Below are 18,867 nucleotides of genomic sequence, written 5' to 3'. Positions count from 1 at the left end.
CCCGGGCGGTGCGGGCGCCGGCCTCCCGGGAAGGGCTCAGCCCCGGGTGACGAGCGGCGAACGGCCGGCCTCGTCCGGCCGTTCGCACTGGCAGTGCGGCTCCAGTTGGGTGATCATCCGGTCCACCGCGTGCAGCAGCGCTCCGGTGCCGGCCCACACCCGGGGCCGTGGCGGCTGGTCGTCGAGCCGCTCGGCCAGGGCGTGCGCGCGGTCCACCGCTCGCCGCACCGCGCACTCCTCGGTCCGGGTCCCGCAGGAGCCCCCGTCCGCGAGGTGGCGCACCGCCTCGGCGACACCCGCGACGGCGTCGCCCCACGGTTCCGCGAGCGCCGAACCGGGGCCCGGGTCCGCGTCCCGGTCCCCGACGGACGGGGCGATGTCCGCCAGCTCGCTCAGGGGGTACTCCAGGTGGCGGAGGGTGGACAGCACGGAGGTGAGGTCCGGTGGGACGGGCTCGGAGCGCCGTCGCCGACCGATCCTCGGCCGGGGGTTGAACCGGGTGCTCTCCCGTTGCCAGGAGACGGCCCGTTCGGCCCGGCGGATGCGGCGGTCCAGGCCGTCCACCCGGTGGCACCAGTCGTCCACCTGGCCGGACCGCCACCCGCCCTCGTGGAGGGTTCCGGCGAACTCCTCCAGGAGGTCGGCCATCGCGGAGGCGAGGGACTCGATGGCGGTCCTGGCGTCCCTGAGGTGGACGGGTGGGAGGATCAGTATGTTGATGAGCGCCCCCAGCGCGGCCCCGCCCGCCGTCTCCGCCAGCCGGATCCCCAACATCGTCGGGTCGGCGGCCATGCCGTAGGTGAAGACCAGGAGCGCGGTCGCCGCGACCCACTGGCCGTTCTCCCCGAACCCGCGCCAGCGGCCGAGCAGGACGCCGACGGCGACCATCACCGCGAGGGCCGCGAGTTCGGGGCCGACGAGCCGCACGACGACGAAGGCCAGGACCAGGCCGAGGCCCACGGCGGCCACCTGTTGGAGCGCGCCGGTCACCGAGCGGTAGACGGTGGCCGACACCATGAACATCGCGGCGTACGGGGCCAGGAACGACTGGGGGAGGTTCAGCCAGTGCTCGGCGATCACCCAGGCGAGGGTGGCGGCGAGCGCGGTCTTCGCCGCCTGGACGAGCACGTCCCGTTCCGGACCCGCCCCCCGGAGCGCGGCCCCCAGCCAGGTGGGCACCGCGCGGAGACGTCGCCGGATCCCGTACTGGCCCAGCCTGCTCGGCCGTCGGCCCGCGCCCATCGACTCCCTCCCCGTCGCGGTGTCCCCGGTGAGGGCGTCCCGGCGGCGGCCGGCCCGCCGACCACGGCAGGGGTGCCGCCGGCCGCACCAGCCGTGCCGGGTGCTCCTCACGTGCGGCGACGACGGTAGGCACCTCCCCTCGGCGCCGCAACCGTGCGGGCGAGGACCAGCCGCGTGGCGTTCCCCACGGCACCCCCGGGTGCGGGCCGAGCGAGCGGGAGCGGGGGCCGGCTACTGGTCCCGTTTGGTCACCGACACCGCCAGTTCCGTCAGCCGACCCCTGGCCTCCTCGGTGACGGAGGTGTCCGTCAGCGCCCGCAGGGCGGAGTCGGTGTACTGGTCGATGCGGGCCTCCACCTCGTCGACCGCGCCGAGTTCGAGGAGGAGGGCGCGGGTCGCCGCGACCCGGTCCGCGTCCAGTTCGGGGTCGCCGATGACGCCCCGCAGTTCGGCCAGCGCGTCCGTCCGCCCCTGTTCCTCCGCCAGCCGGAGGCCGGCGGAGGCGAGCAGGGTCCGCTTGCCCTCGCGGAGGTCGTCCCCGGCTGGTTTGCCGGTCACCTCGGGGTCCCCGAAGACCCCGAGCAGGTCGTCCCGCAGCTGGAAGGCGATGCCGATGTCGGCTCCGAACCGCCGCAACCCGTCCACGACCGGCTGCTCCGCGCCCGCGATCGCCGCGCCGAGGTGCAACGGCCGCTCGACCGTGTAAGCGGCGCACTTGAGCCGGTTGACGTGCAGGGCCGTCTCCGCGTCCTCGTCGCCGCGCACCTGGCTGAGCATGTCCAGGTACTGGCCGGCCAGCATCTCGCTGCGCATCGCGTGCCACACCGGCAGCGATCGGGCCAGGGCCTCCGCCGACAGGCCCGATCCGAAGAACATGTCGTCGGCCCAGGCGAGGGCGACGTCCCCCAGCAGCACGGCGCTGGCCATCCCGAACCGCTCGGGAGCCCCTCGCCAGCCCTCCCGGCGGTGGTGGTCGGCGAAGGACACGTGCACGGTCGGCCGGCCGCGACGCAGGGGGGAGTCGTCCATCAGGTCGTCGTGCACCAGCGCGCAGCCCTGGATGAGTTCGAGGCTGCTCACCGCCCTCACCACGGCCTCGGTGCCCGGTGAGGTGAGGTCGCCGCCCGCCGCCCGCCAGCCCCACCAGGCGAAGGTGGGGCGGACCCGTTTCCCGCCTCCGAGCACCAGCCCGGACAGCGCGTCCACCGCCTGGGCGAACTCCGCGGACGCCAGCGCGACCGTGGCCCTCCTGTCGTGGAGGAACTCCTCCAGCGCGCCGTGGACGGCGGTGATCAGGTCTCGACCGGACTCGTCCCGTCCGTTTCTGAAGTGCTGCACCCGGTCATCCTCCGCGAGGGGCCACGACGGTGACGAACCTGGGGGGTGGACCCGGGCGGCGCGTTCACCGCGCGCGGTGGCGGTGGGGCAGGGGAGTCCACGTACTGGTACGCGAGGGCCGTTCCCTCGTTCCACCGATCAGGGCCTTCGTGGCCCGCCAACAGGGCGCTCCCACCATGCGGACGAGCGCGACGACGGGTACCACGCCTAGTCGTGAATCCGTAACCTGAGAGTCATGACGGCGGTGGTGGATCGGCTCCGTACGGACAGGCCGGTGTTCTCGGTGGAGTTTTTCCCCCCAAGGGATGATGCCAGCGAGCGGCAGCTGTGGCGCGCCGTCCGGGAGCTGGAGCCACTCGACCCGGCGTTCGTGTCCATCACCTACGGGGCGGGCGGGTCCAGCAGGGACCGGACCATCCGCACCACCGGCCGCATCGCGCAGGAGACGACGCTGGTCCCGATGGCGCACCTCACCGGCGTCAACCACTCGCTGGCCGAGTTGCGGAACGTGGTCGGCTGGTACGCGGCGGTGGGGGTGCACAACGTCCTCGCCGTCCGAGGTGACCCGCCCGGTGATCCCCTCGGCGAGTGGGTCGCGCACCCGGAGGGCATCACCTACGCCTCGGAGCTGGTGCGGCTGGTGCGTTCGCTCGGCCCTTTCTGCGTCGGCGTCGCCGCCTTCCCCTACGGGCACCCGAGGTCCGGTGACCTCGACACCGACACCGACCACCTCGTGGGCAAGATCAGGGCGGGCGCCGACTTCGCCATCGCCCAGTTGTTCTTCGAGGCCGACGACTTCCTCCGGCTCCGCGACCGGCTGGCCAGCCGGGGCTGCGACGCCCCGCTGCTGCCGGGTGTCATGCCCCTGACCACCGTCCGGACCCTGGACAAGACCGTGGAGCTGTCCGGTGCGGGAGTCCCGCCGTCCCTGGAACGCCGGTTGGCCCCCCACCGGGATGACCCGAAGGCGTTCCGCGCCGCCGGGATCGACGTGGTGACGGAGCTGTCCGAACGACTGCTGGCCGAGGGGGTGCGGGGTCTGCACTTCTACACCCTGAACAGGTCCACGGCCACCCGTGAGGTGATCGGCCGACTCGGACTGGCGCCCACCCGGGTCTGAGGCGAAGTGCGCGCGAACCCGAACGGCCCGGGAGGGACGCCCCGGAGCCGGGGGCGGATCAGAACGGTGTCTCGCCGGCCGGGAGCATCCTGCTGCGGCGCCGGGAGATCAACGCCATCATCAGCACGAACACCGTCGCGCTCCCCGTGAGCCCGCCGATCATCACCACACCCTGGGTCCACACCGAGTCCTGGCCGGAGGAGCGCACTGAAGCGTTCAGGTTGTAGACGCGACCTGGTTCCGGCGACCAGCTGACCCGGGTGCCCTCCACGTCACCGTCGGTGCGGCCCACCTCGTAGGGGAACTCGGCGACCACCGCGAGGTCCGCCTCCTCCCGGGGGATCTGCGTCAGGTCGAGGGAGCCGTGCACGGAGAGGGTCTCGTTCACCTGCCGGACGGTCAGCCGGTACCGGTCGGCCCACGGGCCCCCTTCCACCAGTTGGCGGAACTCTTCGGTGGTCAGCTCGGAGAAGGTCAGTCGGGTTCCGACGTAACCGTCCGCGTCGTAGGGCTCCGACTCCACCTTGGCGTCCAGCTTGGCGGGCGCCTGGAGTTGCGGCCCGACGTCGCCGACCTGCACGGGACGCACGGCCACCACGGCGTGCCCAGAGACCCTGGCGTTCTCGGAGACCTCCAACGACACGTCAACCCGGAGACAACCGGTGAGAACCAGGCCAACCAGCGCCAACACCGCGGCGGTCAGCAGCCGTCCCGATCGGGCAAGCGAGGATCGAGGCACCGGGTTCATTGCGTCATCGTGCCAGCTACCCCCGGGGGTCCGCGCGCTGTGGACCGTCCCCCACAGGGTGCCGGCGGCGCGTCTCCCAATCCCGCCAGGGTGTCGCCTGAACGATGCTCGCCGCTCGCGGAGGGTGTTCGTCACGTGCAAACCGGATGGGGGAACGCCGGGGTCGCGCGGTAGCGTGCCAGCCATGTCTTCCAGCCCGCAGGGTGTGCACCGGCTCAGTGACAGGTACGTCGAGGACCACGCCGCGCTCGAACCGATCGAGGCGACCTTCATGGGCGTCGGCGGCCACGACGACAGGTTGACGGACTTCTCCCCCGAGGGCTACGAGCGGCGGGGCGAGCTGGCCAGGGCGGCGCTGGCCTCGGTGCGGGCGGCGGAACCGGTCGACGCGGGGGAACGGGTCGCCAAGGAGGCGTTCGAGGAGCGGGTCGGCCTCCAGGTCGAACTGCACGACGCCGGGCTGGACCTGTCCGCCCTCAACGTCACCGCGAGCCCGGTGCAGGACGTGCGGCAGGTGTTCGACCTGATGCCGACCGCGACGGCGGAGGACTGGGCGATGATCTCGGCGCGGCTGAGCGCGGTGCCGGAGACGCTGTCCGGGTTGCGGGCCTCGTTGACGAAGGCCGCCCAGGACGGCAGGGTGTCGGCGCTCCGGCAGGTGACCAGGACCGCCGAGCAGTGCGAGACCTGGGCCGGCCAGCGGGGAACGCCCTCCTTCTTCGGCTCGCTGGTGGCGGGTGCCGACGCGGTGCCGGGCACGAGCGACGCGCTGCGGTCCGACCTCGCCGAGGGAGCCCGCGCGGCCTCGGAGGCCTACGGCGAGCTGGCCCGCTTCCTGCGTGAGGACCTCGCCCCGCTCGCCCCGAGGAAGGACGCGGTGGGGCGGGACGTCTACCAGTTGTGGTCCCGCTACTTCATCGGAGCGGAGCTCGACCTGCTGGAGGCCTACCAGTGGGGCTGGGAGGAGTTCATCCGCATCGAGTCCGAGATGAAGGAGGTCGCTGGCCGCATCAAGGCGGGCGGCACCCTCGCCGAGGTGGCCGGGGCACTGGACAACGACCCCCGGTACCGGGTGCACGGGCAGGACGCGTTCCAGCGGTGGATGCAGCAGCTGTCGGACGCCGCGCTCGCGGAGCTGCGGGGCAAGCACTTCCACATCCCGGACCGGTTGATGGACCTCGAGTGCCGGATCGCTCCCCCCGGCGGGGGGAACGGCGCCTACTACACCGGTCCGAACGAGGACTTCAGCCGGCCAGGCCGGATGTGGTGGTCGGTTCCCGCCGACAAGGAGGAGTTCTCCACCTGGCGTGAGGTGACGACCGTCTACCACGAGGGCGTCCCCGGCCACCACCTCCAGGTCGCGACGGCGGTGGACCAGTCGGAGAACCTCAACCAGTGGCAGCGGTTGATGTGCTGGACCTCCGGCCACGGGGAGGGCTGGGCGCTGTACGCGGAGCGCCTGATGCGGGAGCTCGGCTACCTGTCCGACGACGGGGATCTGCTGGGGATGCTCAACGCGCAGCTGTTCCGGGCCGCCCGGGTCATCGTCGACATCGGGATGCACCTGGAGCTGGAGATCCCCGCCGGTCACGGCTTCCACGACGGCGAGCGGTGGACCCCGGAGCTGGGCCTGGAGTTCATGCTCACCCGGACCATCGAGGACCCGACGAACGTGCGGGACGAGATCGACCGTTACCTGGGGTGGCCGGGGCAGGCGCCCGCCTACAAGCTCGGTGAGCGGCTGTGGCTGCGGGCCAGGGACGAGGTCCGCCAGCGGCAGGGAGACCAGTTCGACCTCCAGGCCTTCCACCGCCGCGCGCTGGAGCTCGGAGGGCTGGGGCTGGACGTGCTCCGCCGGCAGCTGAGCTCGTTCTGACGCGGACGGCGGGCGCACCGGACCCGCGACGGGTCCGGTGCCTCGAACCGGGTGGTGCCTCAGATCGGCAGTGCGCGTCCCAGCACGGCGAAGGGACGCGGGTCGCCGGCGAACCGGTGGTGGCGCAACACGTCCTCGAAGCCCATCCGCCGGTAGAGCCGCCACGCGCGACTCGGCCCCTCTGGCGTGGACAGCAGGACGCGTGAGCAGGGCAGGTCGCCGAGCAGTGCCCGCAACAGACGTTCCCCGGTGCCCCGCCCCTGTGCCGCCGGGGACACGTGGAGTTCGGTGAGTTCGAAGTAGTCGGCCAGCCACTCGGCGGCCGCCTGGTGCTCCCCGGTCCCGGTGAGTCCGCGCAACACCTGCTCGTACCACCACTGGCCCGAACCACCCAGGTAGCCGTAGGCGACGCCCACCATGTCCTCGCCCCGCAGCGCGGCGACCGCCCGCCAGCCCGGCCGGCTGATGTGGGACATCCAGGTCGACGCCCGCTGGTGCACGGCGCTGGGCGGGTACCGCATGGCGGACACGTAGATGCCGAGGGCCTCGGTCAGCCTGGCCCGCATCCCCTCCGGGTCGAGGGCGACGATCCGATCCGGCCCGGAGGCCTCCGGGAGCACGGTCACCTCGGGGCGTCCTCCTGTTCGGGAGTCGGGGCGGCACTCGCCCGCGTGACGCTGACCTCCCTCCCCCCGGTGACCGCGACGAGTTGGTCGACCGTGATGGGGAACAGCGAACGGGGGTGCCCCGCCGCGGCCCAGACGACCGGGTGGCGGCGGAGGGACGTGTCGACGAGGGTGGCGACGCGGGTCGGGTGGCCGACGGGGGCGACCCCGCCGATGGCCTGACCGGTGTGACGTCGGACGAAGTCGGGCGTGGCGCGGCCCACCCGGGTGGCGCCGACGAGACCGGCCAACGTGGCCACGTCCGCGCGGTGCGCTCCGGAGGTCATCACCAGCAGCGGTGCCCCGTCGGCGTCGAACACGAGGCTGTTGGCGATCGCTCCCACCTCGACACCCACCTGGGCAGCGGCCTGGGCGGCCGTCCGGACGTCGGAGTCCAGGAACCGGAGCCCGTCGGCACAGCCGCTCATGCCGGTGGACCGGAGGATGTCGACCACGGCCATGACCCCTGGGTGCGTCACCGAGTTCACGGGGACCATCAGACCACGACTTGAGCGAGGGGGATCTGGCGGGCTAGGGTGGCCCTGTTCGAACATCTGTTCGATCAAGGGTTGGGGTCCGCCCCGGCCCTCTCCGTCCGCCCGGTGGTCGGGGTGGGGGAAGCACCCCGACCACCGGGACGGCGTTCTCGGAAGCCGTCACGGCACCACCCGGGAGGAGTCCGATGTCCACCTCTCCGCACCGGCCTACCGACCTCGTACCAGGATCGGCGCCGGGCACGTCGTCCGAGCGGGGCCTCCGGTCCGCCTCGCTCCCGGACACCCCGACCCCGTCCGAAGCCCCGACCTCCCTCGCGGCGGAGCAGCTCCTGCGCCGCGCGAGGTCCGCGCTGGGCGAGGCCGCCCGCGCGTCCGCTGCCGACCGCAGGTATTCCTCGGCGTACCTGGCGGCGGTGCAGGGCGCCGCGGCGCTGGTGGCGGCTCGGGCGCGGCCGTCGGCCGCACGAGGCCCCACCAGCGTCTGGGTGCTGCTCGCCGACGCGGCCCCCGAACTCGGGGAGTGGGCCACGTTCTTTCAGTCGTGCTCGGACCGGCGGGCGGCGGTGGACGCCGGCGTGCACCGCCTGGCCCACCAACGGGTCGCCGACGAACTCCTCCGCCGCACCGACCAGTTCCTCACCCTGATCGATTCCACACTGCGGCTTCGGCCGGGCACGGGGAAGGTGGGAGCGTGACGACGGCTCCACTCGTGGACTACGAGAACCTGTTCACCACCGTGGGCGCGGAGGGCGCCGCGCTGGTTCGCGCGCTGCCCGCCGCCGACCCGGGCGGGGAGGTCCCTGGCTGCCCGGGCCGCACCCTGGGGGACACGGCGCGGCACGTCGGCAGGGTGCACCGGGAGGTGGCCCGCTGCCTGCGCGGCGCCGGCGGCGACGGCGCCGCGCATCCGGTCCCCACCCGAGGTCCCGAGCTCGCCGAGTACGTCCACGGCGGCCTGGCCGAACTGATGGCGGTGCTCGCCACCAGGGAACCGGCGGAACCCTGCCCCACCCTGTGGCCCGCCGACCCGCGCTGCGGCTTCTGGTACCGGAGGATGGCCCACGAGACCACGGTGCACCGGGTCGACGTGGAGGCGGCCTCCCTCGTCGACGTCGGGCCCGTCGAGTCCCCGATCGCCGTGGACGGCATCGACGAGATCCTCTTCCTGTACTTCGGTCACCGGCTCGCCGAACTCGCGATCACGGCCTCCCGCGAGGCGGTGGTCGCGGTCCGCGCCGGCGGACGGACCTGGCACGCCTCGGCCGGGGCCCGAGGATCGAGGGTCCGCCGGGTCGGGCCTGGTCCGGGAGGCGCCGTGGACGCCACGGTGTCCGGTGACCCCTCCTCGGTCCTGCTCTGGCTGTGGGGCCGGCTCCCCGACCGGGCGGTCACGGTCGACGGGGACTTCGACGCCATCGCGCAACTGTGGGCGTTGCTGCGCGTCTGCACCCGCTGACCTCGGGCCTGGGCACGCGCGCCGCCGCCCTCCGAGCCGTGCCGGTGACCGTGGCCCGTCGAGTCGGGACCGGATCGAGGGCGGCATCGGCGGGGTGAACGCGGGGGCGCCACCCTGCGGGACCACCCGATGCGTGCCACGGTCGTCGGGTGGTTGACTTCGGGTACACGCTCTTCACCGAGCAGGCAGATCCTCGGCAGTTGGTCCGCGACTCGGTCGCGGCCGAACGAGCCGGCTTCGACTTCGCCGTCAGCAGTGACCACTACTTCCCGTGGCTGGACGAGCTGGGGCACTCCGCGTACTGCTGGGCCGTGCTCGGGGCGGTCGCGCACGCCACCGAGCGGATGCGGCTGATGACGTACGTGACCTGCCCGACCATCCGGTACCACCCGGCGGTCGTCGCGCAGAAGGCCGCGACCCTGCAACTGCTCTCCGAGGGCCGGTTCACCCTCGGGCTGGGAGCGGGGGAGAACCTCAACGAGCACGTGGTGGGCCTGGACTGGCCGCCGGTGAACGTGCGGCACGAGATGCTCGCCGAGGCCTGCGAGATCATCTCGGCGCTGTTCGACGGCGGTTACGTCAACTACGTCGGCGAGCACTACCGGGTCGACTCGGCCAAGCTGTGGGACCTGCCCGAGGAGCGGGTCCCGCTGGCGATGGCGGTGTCCGGCCCCCAGTCGTGCACCGTCTTCGGCCCGCTCGGTGACCACCTCGTGGCCACCGAGCCCAAGGCCGAGCTGGTGCGGATGTGGGACGAGGCCCGACCCGGGCGGGCCACGAGCCGCAAGATCGGCCAGCAGCCGCTCGCCTACGGGCCGGACCGCGAGGAGGCGGTGCGGCGGGCGCACCGGCTGTTCCGCTGGTTCGGCGGTGGGTGGAAGGTCAACTCGGAGATCCCCTCCACCGCCGGCTTCGCCGCGGCGAGCCAGTTCGTCCGCCCCGAGGACGTCGCGGCGACCATCCCCTGCGGGCCGGACGTCGCACGCCACGTGGACGCCGTCCGACCGTTCGTCGAGGCGGGCTTCACCGACGTCGCGCTCGTGCAGGCGGGCGCGGACCGGCAGGACGAGTTCTTCCGGTTCGCCGAGGGCGAGCTGTTGCCGGCGCTGCGCGCGGAGTTCGGCTGATCCCCTCCGGGAGGGAGCCGATCAGACGACGACCAGCGGGGAGTGCGGGGCGGTGGGCAGCTCGACGGTGATGGTGTCCCCAGGCCTGATCTCCCCGCCCTGGACGACCACACCCATGATCCCCGCCCGCCGCACCACCTCGCCGCGGTCGTCCCTGCCGATCACCTGGCCCAGCAGACCGGGGCGGAAGCGGTTGATCTGGTGGCAGGGGTTGCGGAGACCGGTCACCCGCACTGCGGCGCCCCCTGGGAAGACGAGCAGGGTGTCGGTCGGTAACGCCACCAGGTCGAGCCCTGAGGTGGTCACGTTCTCCCCGAGCTCGCCGGGCCCGACCCGGTAGCCGAGCTCCCCCAACTCCCCCAACAACTCCTGGCTGATCAGGTGGACCTGCCGCAGGTTCGGCCGGGTCGGGTCCTTCGCGACCCTCGACCGGTGGCGGACGGTGGTTCCGGCGTGCGCGTCGCCCTCCACCCCCAATCCGGTGAGGAGGCGGATGCTCCGCTGCGCGGGTTTGGTGAAGGTGTGGGTCGCACTGCGGCTGACGGCCACGACGGCGCTCATGGCGAAGTCCTCTCGACCAAGCCACCGCCGGGCGGCGGCGTCCTCTGTTCGGCCCCCGCACACTAGCCGGTGCGCCGTGCGGGCGGAGGTGGTCAGAACTCTCGTCGGCGGGGGTCGACGCCGCCGGGCGGCATCCCCGTGGCCCGAGCGCGGCGACGAGCCAGGCCCCGCCCCCCCCGGCGACGGTCACGGCCAACGGCGCGGCTCCCTCTCTGACCGGGTGCGCCGTCCTCAGGGCGGCGACGGGACGCGTGCGGGCGGGGGCTGGCCGCGGCCGGCACCAGCGGTGACCCCGCTGCCCGTCCACTCAGTCCTCGGTCAGCTGGGAGCCGCTGATCCGCAACCAGCCGCTCGGCGAGAAGCGCGACCCCTCCGGCAGTGCGAGGCTCACGGTCTCGGGGTCCCCGTGCGTCCACGCGCAGAGCTGGTAGGGCCGGTCGACCGTGAAGCGGTGCGCGTGGGCCTCCCGCTGCCAGCTCTCCACCGTCAGGTCACGCCCCACCGCGCCGAGGAAGGCGGCGAGCTCCGCCTCGGCCTGGTCCGGGGTGCTGACGGCGCAGCGCAGGACCCGGTTCACCGTGACGAGTTGCCGAATCCGCCGGGTGCGCGCCCGGTGGCCGTCGCACACCCCGTACCGGGTTCCTGGTGCCAGGGTCGCGAAGGGGGAGCCCGCCGGTACGGCGTCCAGCCACAGCTGCCAGCAGCGTTCCTCGGTGTGGTGCCTCGGCGGTAGCCACCGGCCGTGCCGGCGCACCCACAGCAGGTCGTCCCCCACGGGGGCCGCCCGGTGAGCGCGGTGGGAGACGATCGAGCCGGCGACGCGTTCCAGCGCGTCCGCCAGCAGACCGGCCTGGCTGCGTTCGACGCCGATCGGCTCCTCGTTCGTGTAAGGGCCGCGTACCGCCAGGCCCGTCAACATCCGCCATCGGGTGTGCTCGATCGTCAACCACCGTCGTCCGGTGAGGCAGGTGCCCTCCAACTCGGTGGTGGAGCCCAACCTGATCGCGTCCGCGGCCCTCCGCGCCAGTTCCGGCGTGAGCTGGATGAGGCCGGCGTGCGGAGTGGTCCCCACGTGCAGCAACACCCGGCTCCCCGCGCGGTCGGGGCGCACGGTCACCAGTCGCGAACGTTCGCACAGCAGTTCCCTGCCGTGGACGCGGACGTCCGGTTCGCCGGTCATGACCGCTCCGCCCGGAGACGACCGGCCCGATCGGGCGCCGGGATGGGCTGGGGGGTTGGGTTCCTGGTGGGGGAGGCCGGCTGCGGGGGGCAGGCGGTCGGTGTTCCGGCGACGGGGAGATGGTCGGTCGTCGGTGGGGCCATCACGTGTCTCCTGGTTCGTGGTCCTCGCGGGTGGGAGCGCCGGTCCGCTCCCCGCCGAGGAGCGCTGCTGACAACCACCTCATCGGCGGGAGACGACGTAAGGAGCAGCGGCGTCACTCCGGCGAGGGGGCCCGAGCGGAAGGCTTCGCGCCGACCTGTGTTCCCCCTGCGACGAGCGGCGCCTGAGTCCTCCGAACGGGGGACATTTGGCGGCGGGCACCGGGTGAGGGGCGCCGTACGGCGGGGCGGAGCCCAGACCGGGCTTCCGGGGCTTCGGAGCGGGCGGGCGCGGCACTCGGGGCGGAGTCCGGGGGCGACAACGGCGGGACGCCCGACGTGAGCGGGTGGCGGGCGTCCGTACCCGCCGCCGCCCCGGCATGACGGGCGGTGCGGCGCGCGTGCCGGGGCGGGGCCGAGGAGCGGGAGCCGCGGCCAGGGAGAGGGATCTCCACCGCCGGTCCCTCGGGGCGGGAGATCGGGCGGGTGGCCGTCAGCCGCCGGCGGGGTTCGTCCGGCCGGAGGTGTGCCAGCCCGCTGTCGGTTGACTAACGTCGGTGGCACTTCCCCGGACGGCCAGGAGGACAGGTGGGCGCGCTCGACGGTAGGACCGCGCTGGTGACGGGCGGGTCCCGGGGAATCGGTCGGGGCGTGGTGGAACGGCTGGCGGTGGACGGTGCGGAGGTCGTCCTCAGCTACCGGTCCGACGCCGCCGCGGCCGCCGACGTGGTCGACGGTGTGCGCTCCCAGGGGGGCCTGGCCCACGCCCTCCGCGCGGACCAGGCCAGGGTCACCGAGGTCCGCCTGCTCTTCGAACAGGCGGAGGAACGGCTCGGCGGACTGGACATCGTCGTGCTCAACGCCGCGACGATCCGCGCGCCGATCTTCGCTGACGCGACCGAGGACGACTACGAGCACGTGTTCGACACCAACGTGCGGGGCCCGTTCTTCGCCATCCAGGAAGCCGGCCGACGCCTGCGGGACGGCGGGCGGATCGTCACGGTGTCCTCGGTGAACACCGTGGTGCGATCACCGACCGTGGCCCTCTACGCCGGGAGCAAGGCGGCACTCGAACAGTTCACCGTGGTGGCGGCCAAGGAATTCGGCGAACGGGGCATCACCGTCAACACAGTCTCGCCGGGGGCCACCGAGACGGACATGCTCCGCCAGGCCAACTCGGCGGAGGCGCTGGGAGCCCTGGCCGCCTCCACGCCGCTGGGTCGGCTCGGCCGGCCCGAGGACATCGCCAACGTCGTCGCCTTCCTGGTGGGACCGGACGCCGCCTGGGTCACGGGGCAGAACCTGCGCGCCGAGGGCGGCATCATCCCCTGATCGTGGAACACGAGCAGGGTCAGCCCCGTGCCCACGACATCAGTCCCGGGCGCGGGCGGAGAAACGCACCATGTTCCCGGCCGGGTCCCGGAAGGCGCAGTCGCGCACGCCGTAGGCCTGGTCGGTCGGCTCCTGCATCACGTCGGCTCCCGAGGCGCGCACGCGCTCGAACGTGGCGTCGAGGTCGTCGGTGAGGAAGATGACCCCCGGCATCGCTCCCTTGGCCGTCAGGTCCTGGAGGACGCGGTTGTCCTCCTCGGAGACGAGGGCACTGCCGGCGTAGAGGTTGATCTCCAGGTCGGGCTGCCCGGCCGGGCCGACCGTCAGCCAGCGCATGTTGTCGAACTCGTCGTCGAAGGTGTGGTCCGAGCGCACCTCCAGGCCCAGGACGTCGCGGTAGAAGGCCAGCGCCGCGTCCTGGTCGTCGACGAAGAGGAAGGTGTGGGACAAGGTCAGATTCATACCGAGGACGGTAGGGCGAGGCGCCTCCGACGTGCTTCTCGGTTTCTGCTCGGCCTGGCGAGGGCGCGGAGGTGGCAGCCGGGGAGCACGAGGGCTGGACGTGGCCGTGCCCGGTAGGCGCTCGGGCTCTCCCCGACGAGTTCGGTGAACCTGCTGCTGAACGAGCCGAGTGAGGTGCAGCCGACGGCCACGCACACCTCGGTCACGGACAGGGCGCCCGTGCGGAGCAGCGCCTTCGCGCGTTCGATACGACGTGTCATCAGGTACTGGTACGGCGTTTCCCCGTAGACCTGCCGGAAGCGTCGGGAGAAGTGCGACGTGGACATCAGGGCGGTGCGGGCGAGCACGGGGACGTTCAGCGGCAGCCAGTACTCGCGGTCCATCCTGTCCCGAGCCCGCCGCAACAAGGTGAGATCAGTGGTCGTCACCGGCCGAGCCTGACAGCGACCGCCGACGGTTCCCCGGCCGCCGGGCCGCCCGTCTCACCGGCCGGCCAGCCCCGCCTCCTGGGCGGCGATCGCGGCCTGGACGCGGGACCGCAGCTCGAGCTTCGCCAGGACGCGGGACACGTGGGTCTTCACCGTGGTCTCCCCGATGTGCAGTCGGCGCGCGATCTCCTGGTTCGACATGCCCTCGCCCAGGCAAGCCAGCACGTCCCGTTCGCGGTCCGTGAGCTGGTCCAGGTTCCGGGTGGGGGGCGGTGCCGGGGCGGCGTCGGCGAAGGCGGTGAGCAACCGGCGGGTGACCTGGGGCGCCAGCACCGCCTCTCCCGCCGCGACCAGGCGCACCGCCTCGATCAGCGCCGGAGCCTCGACCGACTTGAGCAGGAAACCGGCCGCGCCGGCACGCAGCGCACCGTAGACGTACTCGTCCAGGTCGAAGGTGGTCAGGACCACCACCTCGCAGGTCCCGGCGCCGACCAGCCGCCTGGTCGCCTCGATGCCGTCGGTGCCCGGCATCCGGATGTCCATGAGCACGACGTCGGGCCGCAGGTCGACGGCCCGGCGGACGGCCGTGGCTCCGTCGCCGGCCTCTCCCACCACCTCGATCCCCGGTGCCCCGGAGAGGATGAGGACCAGTCCCGCCCGGATGGCGGCGTGGTCGTCGGCCACCAGAACCCTGATGCTCACCTGTCGTCTCCCCTCACCGGCAACGCCGCGCGCACCCGCCACCGGCCGTCGACCACCCCGGCCGTCACGGTGCCGCCCGTCGCCCTCGCTCGTTCTCGCATGCCCGTCAGGCCGTGCCCGGTTCCACCACTCGGTGGGAGGCGGTCGGGCAGGGTGTTGGTGACGGTCACCAGCACACCGTCCACCGTCCGCTCCAGCACCAGGTCGACCCGGCTCCCGGGGGCGTGCCGGACGGCGTTGGTCAACGCCTCCTGGATGATGCGGTAGGCGGCGAGTTCCACCGCCGCGGGCGGTCCAGCCGGGGGCCCGGGATCCCCCTCGCCCACGGCGGCCCCCAGGGCGTTCCGGACCGCCACCCGGAGACCGGAGGCCCGCGCCGAGTCCACCAGGCCATCGACCTCGGCCAGCCGGGGCGGGGCGGCGACCTCGCGGACGCCCTCCTCGTCGCCGCGCAACATGTCGATCATCGCCCGCATCTCCGTGAGGGAACGGACGCTGTTCTCCCTGATCGATCCGAGCACGGTGCGCACGGTGGCCTGGTCACCCCCGCCGGCCATCGACAGCACGGCCTCGGACTGGATCGCGATCGCCGAGAGGTGGCCGGCGACGACATCGTGCAGGTCCCTGGCCATCCTCGCGCGTTCGTTCGCGATCACCGCTCGCCGGTCGAGCTCGGCGATCCTGGTGGCCTGCTCCGCGCGCTCGCGTTCGGCCGCGGCCGCGTCCCGGTGTTGGCGCACGTTCATGCCCCACCACACGGGGATCAGGACGACCGCGGCCACCTGGACCGCGGTGAGGAACGCGAGGGCGAGCAGCCCGGTCGTGGCCACGGTGACCACGAGGGAACCCACCAACGCCACCGGGACCAACGCGACCATCGCGCGAGCCAACCGGCGGGATCCGTAGTGCACGGCGGCGAACATCAGGTCCGCGAGGACGAACAGGACCGGCGCGCTGAACCCGAGCACGAAGTCCACTCCGGCACCGGCCAGACCGATGGCCAGCGCCAGCGGGGGCCGGCGGGCGCGCAGGAGGGTCCCGGAGCAGCAGACCCCCAGCACCAGGAGGCGAGCCCACTGCTGCGGCTGGTCGACGACCCCCGGCAGTGCCGTCGGGTCCTGGAGTTCGTAGAGCACCGCACCGAAGGTGAACAGCGCCACCGCGATCAGCGGGTCGCGCCAGGGCGGGCGGGCCCAGGCGGCGAGGGAACGGAGCGGACCGGACACCGCCACATCACAGCACGGCGGGCCGCCCGGCACGTCATCCCGACGACGGACCCCGGCGCGGCGGAAGTCCTCCCCCGGGAGGACGAGGACCGGACCAGATCGCCGACGCGCGGCTGGGACCGCCTCGGCCAGGCTGGGTGCCGTGACCGACCTCTGGCAAGCGCTGCGGGAGAATCCGCTGGTCGCGGCGATCGCGGCCGCTGAGATCCTCTTCTGGTTGTTGATCCTGGCCGGCCTCGCGGTGCGGTACGTGCTGCGCCGACGACGTCTCAGCTGGCTGATGTTGTCGTCCGTCCCGCTGGTGGACGTCGTGATCCTCGTCCTGACCGTCGTGGACCTGCGGGGAGGCGGCGATCCCGGGGCGGTGCACGGCCTGGCGGCGGTGTACCTCGGCGTGAGCGTCGCCTTCGGTCCGAGCATGGTGCGGTGGGCGGACCAGCGCTTCGCCCACCGCTTCGCGGGTGGTCCCCCGCCGGTGCGTCCGCCGCGCCGTGGCCCGCTGCGGGTGCGGCACGAGTGGCGGGAGTGGCGGAAGCTCGTGCTCGCCTGGGGGATCTCCTGCCTGGTGCTGCTCCTGCTGATCGCGCTGTCCCCGCCGGGGGGCGATGTCGGCGCCCTGTGGGGGTGGGCCATCCGGTTCACCGTGGTGCTCGTGATCTGGTTGGTCGCCGGCCCGCTGTACTCCACCCTGTTCCAGTCCGAGCCCTCCGACGAGGACGTGCCCTCGGCCCGGCCGGCCGTCGGGGCACGGGGTGCGGAGACGGCCCCGGTGTCCCGGCCGGACGCGCCGAGTCCGGCCGGGCCGCGCGACGCACCCCCGTCGTCCGTGGGGAAGGCGGCACGGGAGATCGCCAGGGTGGTGGGGTTCCTGCTGCTGCTCCCCCAGGGCGCGGTGGCGCTGTTCCTGGTGGCACGTGGTGAGCCGTCCGGCTGGGTGCTCGTCAGCCACCTGCCGGCCCCGTTCCAGGCGCCGGCGGCGGTCGTGGTGGCGCTGGCCGGGGTGGCTCTGCTCCTGGCGCTCCGCCGTCAGGAGCACCGGGTGGGCAGGCCCTGACCGCTCCACCCCGGCCGGAACGGAGGCGAGGGCCGCCAACGGTGGCGGGACCTCAGAGGACCGGGCGGTGTTGTTCGCCCGGTCCTCCGGGCGGCACGTCCGCCCGGCCCCGCTCGGCCCACCCGGGCGCGGCGGAGGCCTACCGCGGGCCAGCCGCCGGGGGCTCGTCATCCCCGGCTGCGTGCGGGATCACTCCAGGAGGCTGATGACCCCGCACGGGCAGATCGCGGCGGCCTCGGCCACGGAGGCCCGCTCACCCTCGGGAGGGCGGTCCTCGAGTACCACCACCCTGCCGTCCTCGTCGTCCTGGGAGAAGGTCGCGGGGGCGACCAGCGCGCACATGCCCGCCGCGCAACACCGTTCCCGGTCGACCGCCACTCGCACGGGGCTCACCAGGCCACGGGGAGCTGGTGGACGCCGTAGATCCCCATGTCCGACCGCAGGGGGACCGCGTCGGGTTCGACCGCGAGCCGGAGGCCGGGGAACCTGCCGAGCAGGGAGCCGAACCCGATCCGCATCTCCACCCGGGCGAGTTGCTGGCCGAGGCACTGGTGGATCCCGTGGCCGAAGGCGAGGTGGCTGGTCGACCGCCGCGTGATGTCGAGCCGGTCCGGCTCGGGGAACCGGGTGGGGTCCCAGTTCGCGGCCGGTACCGAGACGGTGACGCTGTCGCCGGCTCGGATGAGCTGGCCGTTCAGCTCGATGTCGTCCAGGGCGGTTCGGATCGGACCCACGTGGATCACGCTCAGGTAGCGCAGCAGCTCCTCCACCGCGTTGGGCAGCAGGGCGGGGTCGGAGCGGAGGAGGGCGAGCTGGTCCGGGTGCCGGAGCAGCGCGAAGACGCCGTGGGCGAGCATGTTCGCCGTGGTCTCGTGGCCCGCGACCAGCAGCACCATGCCCATCGTCGCCAGCTCCTCGTCGTCGAGCTGGCCTCCCGCCACCAGGTCGCTGAGCAGGTCGTCCTCCGGGTTCGCGCGCTTGTCCGCCACGAGCCGGCCCAGGTAGGCGCCCAGGCTCCGGAGCGCGTCGTTGCGGTCCTCGACGGGGGTGTCGAGGCTGAACAGCGTCCTCGTCTCCCGTTCGAACAGGGGCCGGTCGGTGGTGGGGACCCCGAGCAGCGCGCAGATGACGAGGGAGGGGACGGGAAGCGCGAAGTCGGCGACCAGGTCGGCTGGTTGGTCACCGCCGGCCATCAGGTCCAACTGGTGGTCGACGATCCCCTGGATCATCGGCTCCAACAGGCGCATCCGGCGCACCGTGAACTCCCCGGTCAGCAAGCGGCGGTACCGGGTGTGCTCGGGAGGGTCCATCCGGGTGAGAGCTCCCCGGGGGATGAAGCGCCTCGTTCCCTCGGCCATCGGTCCCGTGGGGATCGGGGCCCTGGCGAGGTCGCCTCGGGAGCTGAACCGGGGGTTGGCCAGCACCTCCCTCGCCTGGGCGTGACCGGTGACCAGCCACCCCTCGTGGCCGTCGGGGTAGGTCATCCGGCTCACCGGTCGTTGGTCGCGCAGCTCGACCAGGCCGCGCGGTGGGCTGAAGGGGCACTGCCGTTCCATGGGGAGGCCCTGGGGGACGGGTGTCGCATCGGTCATCTCTCGGTCCCTTCCGAACGGGTGGATTCGGGGCGGAGCGTGCCGGGTCGGTGACGTGGGGGTGATCGTACCCAATTTTCACGAATTTCGTGAATTTTAAGAAGTGTTTTAGTGTCGTTAG

Annotated in this window: 20 protein-coding genes; 7 read left to right on the top strand and 13 right to left on the bottom strand. The window is 73.1% G+C overall.

Annotation, left to right across the window (positions count from 1 at the left end; translation table 11 throughout):
* Positions 1-36: 36 nt before the first annotated feature.
* Positions 37-1,242, bottom strand: coding sequence for an FUSC family protein (locus G443_RS10630; RefSeq protein ID WP_155886083.1), 1,206 nt, complete (start codon positions 1,240-1,242; stop codon positions 37-39).
* Between the two features lie 231 nt (positions 1,243-1,473).
* Complete coding sequence (locus G443_RS10625; protein ID WP_051313795.1) at positions 1,474-2,580, bottom strand: polyprenyl synthetase family protein; 1,107 nt, start codon at positions 2,578-2,580, stop codon at positions 1,474-1,476.
* A 235-nt stretch (positions 2,581-2,815) separates the two neighbouring features.
* On the opposite strand from G443_RS10625, the gene G443_RS10620 reads away from it, so the two are divergent.
* Positions 2,816-3,700, top strand: a complete 885-nt coding sequence (locus tag G443_RS10620) for a methylenetetrahydrofolate reductase (RefSeq protein WP_026418254.1) — start codon at positions 2,816-2,818, stop codon at positions 3,698-3,700.
* 58 nt (positions 3,701-3,758) lie between these two features.
* Here G443_RS10620 and G443_RS10615 read toward each other — a convergent pair whose 3' ends face one another.
* Positions 3,759-4,448, bottom strand: a complete 690-nt coding sequence (locus G443_RS10615; RefSeq protein ID WP_051313796.1) for an LppM family (lipo)protein — start codon at positions 4,446-4,448, stop codon at positions 3,759-3,761.
* A gap of 184 nt (positions 4,449-4,632) precedes the next feature.
* On the opposite strand from G443_RS10615, the gene G443_RS10610 reads away from it, so the two are divergent.
* Positions 4,633-6,324 carry a DUF885 domain-containing protein gene (locus G443_RS10610; protein ID WP_026418255.1) on the top strand — a complete coding sequence of 564 codons (1,692 nt, stop codon included), beginning with the start codon at positions 4,633-4,635 and terminating at the stop codon, positions 6,322-6,324.
* A 59-nt stretch (positions 6,325-6,383) separates the two neighbouring features.
* Here G443_RS10610 and G443_RS10605 read toward each other — a convergent pair whose 3' ends face one another.
* Positions 6,384-6,950: a GNAT family N-acetyltransferase gene (locus G443_RS10605; RefSeq protein WP_026418256.1), complete on the bottom strand. Its 567-nt coding sequence runs from the start codon at positions 6,948-6,950 to the stop codon at positions 6,384-6,386.
* A complete protein-coding gene (locus G443_RS10600; RefSeq protein WP_026418257.1) occupies positions 6,947-7,486 on the bottom strand; it encodes a YbaK/EbsC family protein in 540 nt (179 codons plus the stop codon). The genes G443_RS10605 and G443_RS10600 overlap by 4 nt, the downstream gene beginning before the upstream one ends.
* Positions 7,487-7,671: 185 nt before the next feature.
* Between G443_RS10600 and G443_RS10595 the strand changes: the two genes are divergently transcribed.
* From G443_RS10595 to G443_RS10585, 3 genes are all read left to right on the top strand, one after another.
* A complete protein-coding gene (locus tag G443_RS10595; RefSeq protein WP_162147291.1) occupies positions 7,672-8,181 on the top strand; it encodes an SAV_6107 family HEPN domain-containing protein in 510 nt (169 codons plus the stop codon).
* Positions 8,178-8,942: a maleylpyruvate isomerase N-terminal domain-containing protein gene (locus G443_RS10590; RefSeq protein WP_026418258.1), complete on the top strand. Its 765-nt coding sequence runs from the start codon at positions 8,178-8,180 to the stop codon at positions 8,940-8,942. The genes G443_RS10595 and G443_RS10590 overlap by 4 nt, the downstream gene beginning before the upstream one ends.
* A 149-nt stretch (positions 8,943-9,091) precedes the next feature.
* Positions 9,092-10,069: a TIGR03557 family F420-dependent LLM class oxidoreductase gene (locus G443_RS10585; protein WP_026418259.1), complete on the top strand. Its 978-nt coding sequence runs from the start codon at positions 9,092-9,094 to the stop codon at positions 10,067-10,069.
* Between the two features lie 21 nt (positions 10,070-10,090).
* Here G443_RS10585 and G443_RS10580 read toward each other — a convergent pair whose 3' ends face one another.
* Together G443_RS10580 and G443_RS10575 are read right to left on the bottom strand one after the other, a co-directional pair.
* Positions 10,091-10,630, bottom strand: a complete 540-nt coding sequence (locus tag G443_RS10580) for an MOSC domain-containing protein (RefSeq protein WP_026418260.1) — start codon at positions 10,628-10,630, stop codon at positions 10,091-10,093.
* Between the two features lie 307 nt (positions 10,631-10,937).
* Positions 10,938-11,810: a hypothetical protein gene (locus G443_RS10575; RefSeq protein WP_026418261.1), complete on the bottom strand. Its 873-nt coding sequence runs from the start codon at positions 11,808-11,810 to the stop codon at positions 10,938-10,940.
* Between the two features lie 728 nt (positions 11,811-12,538).
* Between G443_RS10575 and G443_RS10570 the strand changes: the two genes are divergently transcribed.
* A complete protein-coding gene (locus tag G443_RS10570) occupies positions 12,539-13,282 on the top strand; it encodes an SDR family oxidoreductase (protein WP_026418262.1) in 744 nt (247 codons plus the stop codon).
* 39 nt (positions 13,283-13,321) lie between these two features.
* Here the strand turns inward: G443_RS10570 and G443_RS10565 are convergent, their stop codons facing one another.
* From G443_RS10565 to G443_RS10550, 4 genes are read right to left on the bottom strand one after another with little or no spacing between them, the layout of a single operon-like run.
* Positions 13,322-13,744 (bottom strand): VOC family protein, encoded by a 423-nt coding sequence (locus tag G443_RS10565; protein ID WP_026418263.1) that lies wholly within the window; start codon positions 13,742-13,744, stop codon positions 13,322-13,324.
* Positions 13,741-14,172 (bottom strand): helix-turn-helix transcriptional regulator, encoded by a 432-nt coding sequence (locus G443_RS10560; protein WP_026418264.1) that lies wholly within the window; start codon positions 14,170-14,172, stop codon positions 13,741-13,743. Before G443_RS10560 ends, G443_RS10565 begins: the two co-directional genes overlap by 4 nt.
* Positions 14,173-14,226: 54 nt before the next feature.
* Complete coding sequence (locus G443_RS10555; RefSeq protein WP_026418265.1) at positions 14,227-14,874, bottom strand: response regulator; 648 nt, start codon at positions 14,872-14,874, stop codon at positions 14,227-14,229.
* Positions 14,871-16,100, bottom strand: a complete 1,230-nt coding sequence (locus G443_RS10550) for a sensor histidine kinase (protein ID WP_081715364.1) — start codon at positions 16,098-16,100, stop codon at positions 14,871-14,873. Before G443_RS10550 ends, G443_RS10555 begins: the two co-directional genes overlap by 4 nt.
* 142 nt (positions 16,101-16,242) lie before the next feature.
* Between G443_RS10550 and G443_RS25440 the strand changes: the two genes are divergently transcribed.
* Positions 16,243-17,154: a hypothetical protein gene (locus tag G443_RS25440; RefSeq protein WP_308208847.1), complete on the top strand. Its 912-nt coding sequence runs from the start codon at positions 16,243-16,245 to the stop codon at positions 17,152-17,154.
* A 189-nt stretch (positions 17,155-17,343) separates the two neighbouring features.
* Here G443_RS25440 and G443_RS10540 read toward each other — a convergent pair whose 3' ends face one another.
* Positions 17,344-17,547, bottom strand: coding sequence for a ferredoxin (locus tag G443_RS10540; protein ID WP_308208846.1), 204 nt, complete (start codon positions 17,545-17,547; stop codon positions 17,344-17,346).
* Positions 17,544-18,746: a cytochrome P450 gene (locus G443_RS10535; protein ID WP_026418267.1), complete on the bottom strand. Its 1,203-nt coding sequence runs from the start codon at positions 18,744-18,746 to the stop codon at positions 17,544-17,546. The genes G443_RS10540 and G443_RS10535 overlap by 4 nt, the downstream gene beginning before the upstream one ends.
* Positions 18,747-18,867: the final 121 nt, after the last annotated feature.

It is taken from the genome of Actinoalloteichus caeruleus DSM 43889, from assembly GCF_000429185.2.
In the GTDB taxonomy this organism is placed as follows: Bacteria; Actinomycetota; Actinomycetes; order Mycobacteriales; family Pseudonocardiaceae; genus Actinoalloteichus_B; species Actinoalloteichus_B caeruleus.
The sequence above is the reverse complement of the archived record's forward strand: the minus strand, read 5'-3'. Positions and strand labels throughout refer to the sequence as shown.